The organism is Pseudomonas sp. SDO5591_S426 (assembly GCF_054070755.1).
In genome coordinates this window covers 1-6,409 of record NZ_JBSVXD010000258.1, presented here as the reverse complement: position 1 = coordinate 6,409, position 6,409 = coordinate 1, and the positions used below count along the sequence as shown (strand labels likewise).

Sequence of the window (6,409 nt, the reverse complement as noted above, 5' to 3'; positions counted from 1 at the left end):
TTGACCGCGTTCCCCTGTAGGAGCGAGCCTGCTCGCGATGGCGGTGCTTCAGTCACCACATTTCCTGAATCGAGAAACGCCAGCACGCCATCCGCCGCCACCCCAAGCGCATTTGCCAACGCGGCATTCAGGCTTTCCAGCGTCTGCCCCCGCCCACCCAACCTCAGCCACACCACCTGCCCGAATTGCTCCAACCCTTGCAGATATTCATCCACCAACGCGGTTTTCCCATAACCGGCCGGTGCACAAAGCAGTTGCAAGCGGCGCTGCTCGCGCTTGAGTAGATCGCTCAGATGCGGCCGTGGCACAAACATGACGGACCTCGCTGGTGAAGAGAGGATTCCATCATTGAGCCAGGCGACTGAACAGGCGCCACCCGCATCAGGTGGGCACAACGCACAACGCCCTGCGAGCAGGGCGTTGTTTCAAGCGGGGATGCGTCAGCGGATGCCGGCGTTACGCAGTGCCGACGGGGTGAAGTCGGTCATCTTCGCCGTCATGCCGTAGGTCGTTGCGTGCTTGGACTGGTTGGTCATCGCCAGCACGTTGTAGCGACCGGCGATCAGGTCATAGATGCCGAGCATGGCGAAGTTCGGCGAACCGCGCTCGTAATCGTTGATCGCATAACCTTCCGCTACCCGCCACAGCTGACCACGACCGTCGTAGTGATCGACTTCCGCCAGTTGCCAGGTGTCTTCGTCGAAGTACATGTCGCGCTTGGCGTAGACATGACGTTGGCCGGGCTTGAGCGTGGCCTCGACGTGCCACACGCGGTGCAGCTCGTAGCGTGTCAGGTCCTGGTTGATGTGCCCTGGCTTGATGATGTCGTCGTACTTCACTTTCGGCGACTGCAATTTGTAGTTGTTGTACGGGATGTACAGTTCCTTTTTGCCGACCAGTTTCCAGTCATAGCGATCCGGTGCGCCGTTCATCATGTCGGTGTTGTCAGCGGTGCGCATGCCGTCGGAGCCGTTGCCCGGGCCGTCATAGGCCACCTGCGGTGCACGACGCACGCGGCGCTGACCGGCGTTGTAGACCCACGCCAGACGCGGTTCCTTGACCTGATCGATGGTCTCGTGGATCAGGATCACACTGCCGGCCATGCGTGACGGCGCGGTGATTTCCTGTTTGTAGTAATACAGGACGTTATCGCCCTCGCCACCCGATACGCCTTCCATCAACTGCGGGAATGCCAGCTTGTCGTCGTACTCGACGATGGAATACGAGCCGTTGGTTTGCGGCGCGGCCTGAGCAGCCTGACGCTCCATGTTGCCGCCGCGATAACGGTTGGTGTGGTTCCAGTAAACCTCGACCCCGTTTTTCGGAATCGGGAACGGGTAGTAACGGGTCTGGGTGAAATTGACCAGACCGTTGCCGTCCGGGGTCAACTCGGTGGTCACCGCACTTTTCTTGGCAATGTCGTAGATGTTCTGTGGCGACGACGCGGTGCGCTGGGTCTTGTACACCGGGATCTTGTAGCTGTCCGGGTAGCGCTTGAACATCGCCACCTGCCCGGGGGTCAGCTTGTCCTTGTATTGGTCGACGTTGGCCGCAGTTATTACGAATTGCGGTTTTTCACTGGCGAACGGGTCACCGAGAAAACCGTTGTCGAGCGCGGCGGCACCGGGTTTCAAGCCACCGGTCCAGGCCGGAATGCTGCCGTTGGCATTGCCCTCTTTCTGAGCGCCCAATGGGGTCAATGTGGTGCCCAGCTGAGCGGCTTCCTGTGGCGACACAGCGGCCATCACACCACTGGCCAGCAACGACAGACTCAGTGCGCCAGCGCGCAGAATTATACGTGCGTTCATGTTCAGTTTCCTCTGGCAGGGTTGCATCAGAAATTCACGCCGAAGCTGAGCGCAACGTAGTCGCGGTCGACGTTGGTGTTGAAATCGCCACCGAAGTAATTGGTGTAACTCAGGCTGGCGTTGTAGGTGTTCAGGTAGTCCGCATCGACACCGACGCTGACCGCTTTGGAGCCTTCATCGAAGTTCGGGCCGTAACCCTCGACGTCATGGGACCAGGCGATGTTCGGCGACAGGTTGATGCCGGCGATCACGTTCTGGTAATCGAGCTTGCCGCGCAGGCGATAGCCCCAGCTGTTGCTGGTGTAGAAGCCATCGTCGTTGCATTCCTGCGCCGGGTTGCTGGCGGTCGGCGTACCTGCGGCGGTGCCTCGGCAGGTGGCTGCCCCGGCAGCGCCCGGCAATTCACCGGAACCGAAGGCCGGGCTGCGACCGAAGCGCAGGTCAGTGCCATCGGCCTTGCCCAAGCCATTGATGTGGTTGTAACCCACCTCACCCACCACGGTCAGACGACTGGCACCCAACACTTGATCGAAGAACTGCGTCGCGGTCACTTGGGCCTGGGTCACCGGCATGCGCTTGTAGCCGTTGACCTCACCGCCCAGGGTGCGACCGGCGAAACCGGTGCTGATCAACGGCGAGGTGGCGCCGAAGGTCGCGGACGACAACAGGTCGGCAGTGTTCAGTTGCAGCGGCATGTTCGGCCGGTAGCTGACTTCACCACCCAGTGAAACGCCCGAGACGTTGGTCTGGAAACTCAAGCCATAGAGACGGATATCTTCCGGATAATCGATGAAGTAGCGGGCACTGCGCGCCGATGCCACGCCGCCAGCCGGGTTGCTCATCTGGTTGATGCTCAGGTACGGGCTGCGGCTGTGGTAGTTCATCGCGTATGCACCGAACTCGGTGTCGTTTGCCTCGGGGACGTACCAGCGCAACGCCAGGCCATACTGGCCGCTGTCACGGGCATCGTTGTCTTTCAGGCGTGGAATAAAGGCGTCGTCCGTTCCGGCGGCGATGGCCGCCAGACCACCGGTATTGCGCGCTGCACCCGGTGGCAGGTCGAGGCCTGCGATCACCAACCGGTCGTTGCAACCTTGCGGTACGCCGTCGTTACCGAAGAACGTGCCGCAGTTGTCGACCACCGATTTTTCCCACTCCAGCTGATAAAACGCTTCGGCGGTGATGTTGTCGGCCAGGCCCTGGGACACGTAGAGCAGGTTGACCGGGATCAGGCCTTCCTTCACTTCCGCGCCCGGACGGCGCAAGGCTGCGACGTCGACCGGGTTGATGCTGTTGATCGAGTTGCCGATGAACGTACTCTCGCCCCAGCTCACCACTTGCTTGCCAAGCCGCACGTTGCCAACCTGATCGCCGATGGTGTAGTTGTGGTAGACGAAGCTGTCGAGGAACATCGCCCCGGAGGACTTCGCCGCGCGATCACGTCCGGCGTCATTGATATCGTAGAACGGCCGGCTCTCGTCCATCAGTTCGAAGTCGTACCAATACTTGCCGCGCACGAAGGCGCCGCTGTCGCCGTATTTCAGTTCCAGGTCATGCACACCCTTGAAGATCTTCGAGAAGGTTTCACCCCTCTTGAAGTTCAGGCGATTGTCGTCGGTGGTCCGCGAGGAGGACTCGCCACCGGTCACACCCTGTGAGTTGAAATTCGATATGAACTGCTTGTCCGGGTCGGTCGTCGACCAACTGGCGCCAATCGACAGCGACGAATCGAACGTGCCCTGAATCTCCCCGATGTTGAAATCAACAGCGTGAGCCTGATTGCCCGCGCAGGTTGCAACCATCACAGCTACGGCCAGCAAACTTGGCTGGAAGACTCCGCGCATTGTTGTTTTTGTCATGCGGTTTCTCCGGTTAAGGATAAGTGTTGGAGAGCCCATGCTAGCGGGGCTCCGGTGAGGTCCTGACACCCGAACGGGTGATTTGAACCAGGGTTTTTCATGGGTAAATCCGCTGCGTAACAACCCGGTTTGAGCAGTGCTCGCCGGGCGTTACGCTCAGTGACATTCACTGGAAAAACGTGCTGATCACTGCGCCGCGCCGCTGACTTTTCCGTAGAGCGTCACCACGCAGGCGCCGCCCAGACCAAGGTTGTGGGCCATGGCCAGACGTGCACCTTCAACCTGACGTTGTTCGGCGTTGCCGCGCAGTTGCTGGGTCAGCTCGTAGCACTGCGCCAGCCCCGTGGCACCCAGCGGATGGCCCTTGGAAAGCAAGCCGCCGGACGGGTTGATGACGATCTGTCCGCCGTAGGTGTTGTCGCCATCCATCACGAACTTTTCGGCGCCGCCCTCGGGGCAGAAACCCAGCGACTCGTAGCAAATCACCTCGTTCTGGGCGAAGCAGTCGTGCAGTTCGCAGACATCGATGTCTTGCGGGCCGACGCCGGCCTTCTCGTAGACCTGTCCGACGGCAGCGTGGGTCATGTGAGTGCCGACCCAATCGAGCATCGACGGCTTTTCGAAATTGAAGGATTCGGGGGTGTCGGTGGTCATCGACTGCGCGACGATTTGCACATCGCGGCGCAGGCCATGCTTTTTCGCAAAACGTTCGGAAACGAGGATTGCGGCAGCACCGCCGCAAGTCGGCGGGCACGCCATCAGACGGGTCATCACGCCTGGCAGAATCACCGGATCGTTCATCACGTCTTCGACGCTGAGCACCTTGCGAAACAGTGCCAGCGGATTGTTCGCCGCATGGCGACTGGCCTTGGCGCGCACGGCGGCGAAGGTTTCCATTTTGGTGCCGTATTTGTGCATGTACTCGCGCCCGGCGCCGCCGAAGGTGCGAATGGCCTGGGGCATGGCATCCATGTCGGCGGTCAAGCCGCGAAGTATCGGCAGGAAACGTTCGCGGGTTGGCGGGCGGTCATCCCAGTGAGACTTCAACGCCCCGGCTTGCATCTGCTCGAAACCGACCGCCAGCACGCAATCGGCGGAACCGGATTCGATGGCCTTGCGCGCCAGAAACAGCGCGGTGGAACCGGTGGCGCAGTTGTTGTTGACGTTGACCACCGGAATCCCGGTCATGCCGACTTCGTAGAGCACGGTCTGGCCACAGGTTGAATCGCCGTACACATAACCGGCGTACGCCTCTTGCACCAGGTGGTAATCGATACCCGCATCGGCCAGGGCGCGACGCACCGCTTCGGCGCCCATTTGCACGTAACTCGGGCTGGCGCTGGGCTTGTTGAACGGGATCATGCCGACACCGGCAACCAGTACTTTTTCGCTCATGGAATCACCTGAAAAAACGAGAGGGAAAGGCTCACAACTGGCGCGCGATCAGTTCGCGCAGCACTTCACTGGTGCCACCGAAAATCCGCGTCACGCGCATGTCGACGAAGGCACGGGCAATCGGGTACTCAAGCATGTAGCCGTAACCGCCATGCAGCTGGACCATGTCGTCGATGCATTTCCACAGGGTTTCGGTGGCGTACAGCTTGGCGATGGCCGACTCCTGCACGGTCAGGCGGCGGCGCATGTGTTCGCCGATGTAGTGGTCGATGGTCAGGCGCACGGCGGTGGCCTGGGCCTTGATGTCAGCGAGTTTGAATTTGGTGTTCTGGAAGTCCCACACGGTCTGGTTAAAAGCCTTGCGGTCCTTCACGTACTCGACGGTTTGCTCCAGCAGACGCTCAAGTTTGGCGGCGCTGTACAGGGCGATCACCAGGCGCTCTTGCGGCAGTTCTTCCATCAAGTGCATGAAGCCTTTGTTCTCTTCGCCCAGCAGGTTGCCCACCGGCACGCGCACGTTGTCGAAGAACAGCTCGGCGGTATCGGCAGCGTGCTGGCCGACTTTTTCCAGCTTGCGGCCACGACGGAAACCTTCGCGGTCGCACTCGACCATGATCAGGCTGCAGCCCTTGGCGCCAGCGCTCGGATCGGTCTTGCACACGACCACGACCATGTCGCAGGTCAGGCCGTTGCTGATGAAGGTCTTGCTGCCGTTGATCACCCACTCGTCACCGTCGCGCACGGCGGTGGTGCGGATCGCCTTGAGGTCGGAACCGGTGCCCGGCTCGGTCATCGCAACGGCGAGGACGGTTTCGCCGGAGCAGATTTTCGGCAGCCACTGTTGCTTCTGCTCTTCGGTGCCCAGACGCACGATGTACGGCGCAACGATGTCCGAATGCACGCCCAGGCTCCAACCCGAAACACCAGAGCGGTACAGCTCTTCGATCAACACCGCCGAGTGACCGAAGTCACCGCCACCACCGCCGTACTCGGTCGGCACGGTGAGGCACAGCAGGTTGTGGCGACCGGCCTTGAGCCAGGTTTCCCGGTCAACCTGCCCGGCCTCGTCCCACTGCGCTTGCTTGGGCAGGCATTCACGCTCGAAGAAACGGCGCGCGGTTTCACGCAGCATTTCGTGGTCTTCACGGTAGACGGTACGGTTGATGTGCATCGGAATCTCCAGTGGATTGCCAGGCAGACGAGCGCCTGGTTCGTGAGTCCACTGTATTGGCGGGGGGTGGTGATGCAGCCACCCGGATCGGGTAGCGCTCCTGGTCGGAGCTAAAAGTAAAACCCCTCCCTGTAGGAGCTGCCGCAGGCTGCGATCTTTTGACTTTGCTTTTCAGA

General features: G+C 60.7%; 4 protein-coding genes and 1 pseudogene. All 5 read right to left on the bottom strand.

Features of this window, described 5'->3' with window-relative positions:
* Positions 1–314 (bottom strand): annotated as a pseudogene (locus tag ACW9JC_RS27825) (LuxR C-terminal-related transcriptional regulator); the annotation flags it as partial.
* 126 nt (positions 315–440) lie between these two features.
* Positions 441–1,808 (bottom strand): DUF1329 domain-containing protein, encoded by a 1,368-nt coding sequence (locus tag ACW9JC_RS27820; protein ID WP_338586207.1) that lies wholly within the window; start codon positions 1,806–1,808, stop codon positions 441–443.
* A 26-nt stretch (positions 1,809–1,834) separates the two neighbouring features.
* Positions 1,835–3,667, bottom strand: a complete 1,833-nt coding sequence (locus tag ACW9JC_RS27815) for a DUF1302 domain-containing protein (protein ID WP_457459049.1) — start codon at positions 3,665–3,667, stop codon at positions 1,835–1,837.
* Positions 3,668–3,853: 186 nt separating this feature from the next.
* A complete protein-coding gene (locus tag ACW9JC_RS27810) occupies positions 3,854–5,062 on the bottom strand; it encodes a lipid-transfer protein (RefSeq protein ID WP_457459047.1) in 1,209 nt (402 codons plus the stop codon).
* Positions 5,063–5,093: 31 nt separating this feature from the next.
* A complete protein-coding gene (locus tag ACW9JC_RS27805) occupies positions 5,094–6,233 on the bottom strand; it encodes an acyl-CoA dehydrogenase family protein (protein WP_338586203.1) in 1,140 nt (379 codons plus the stop codon).
* Between the last annotated feature and the right edge of the window lie 176 nt (positions 6,234–6,409).

Coding starts and splice junctions, on each gene's coding strand:
- ACW9JC_RS27820 (WP_338586207.1), bottom strand. CDS start 1,808: ATGAACGCACGTATAATTCTGCGCGCTGGCGCACTGAGTCTGTCGTTG.
- ACW9JC_RS27815 (WP_457459049.1), bottom strand. CDS start 3,667: ATGACAAAAACAACAATGCGCGGAGTCTTCCAGCCAAGTTTGCTGGCC.
- ACW9JC_RS27810 (WP_457459047.1), bottom strand. CDS start 5,062: ATGAGCGAAAAAGTACTGGTTGCCGGTGTCGGCATGATCCCGTTCAAC.
- ACW9JC_RS27805 (WP_338586203.1), bottom strand. CDS start 6,233: ATGCACATCAACCGTACCGTCTACCGTGAAGACCACGAAATGCTGCGT.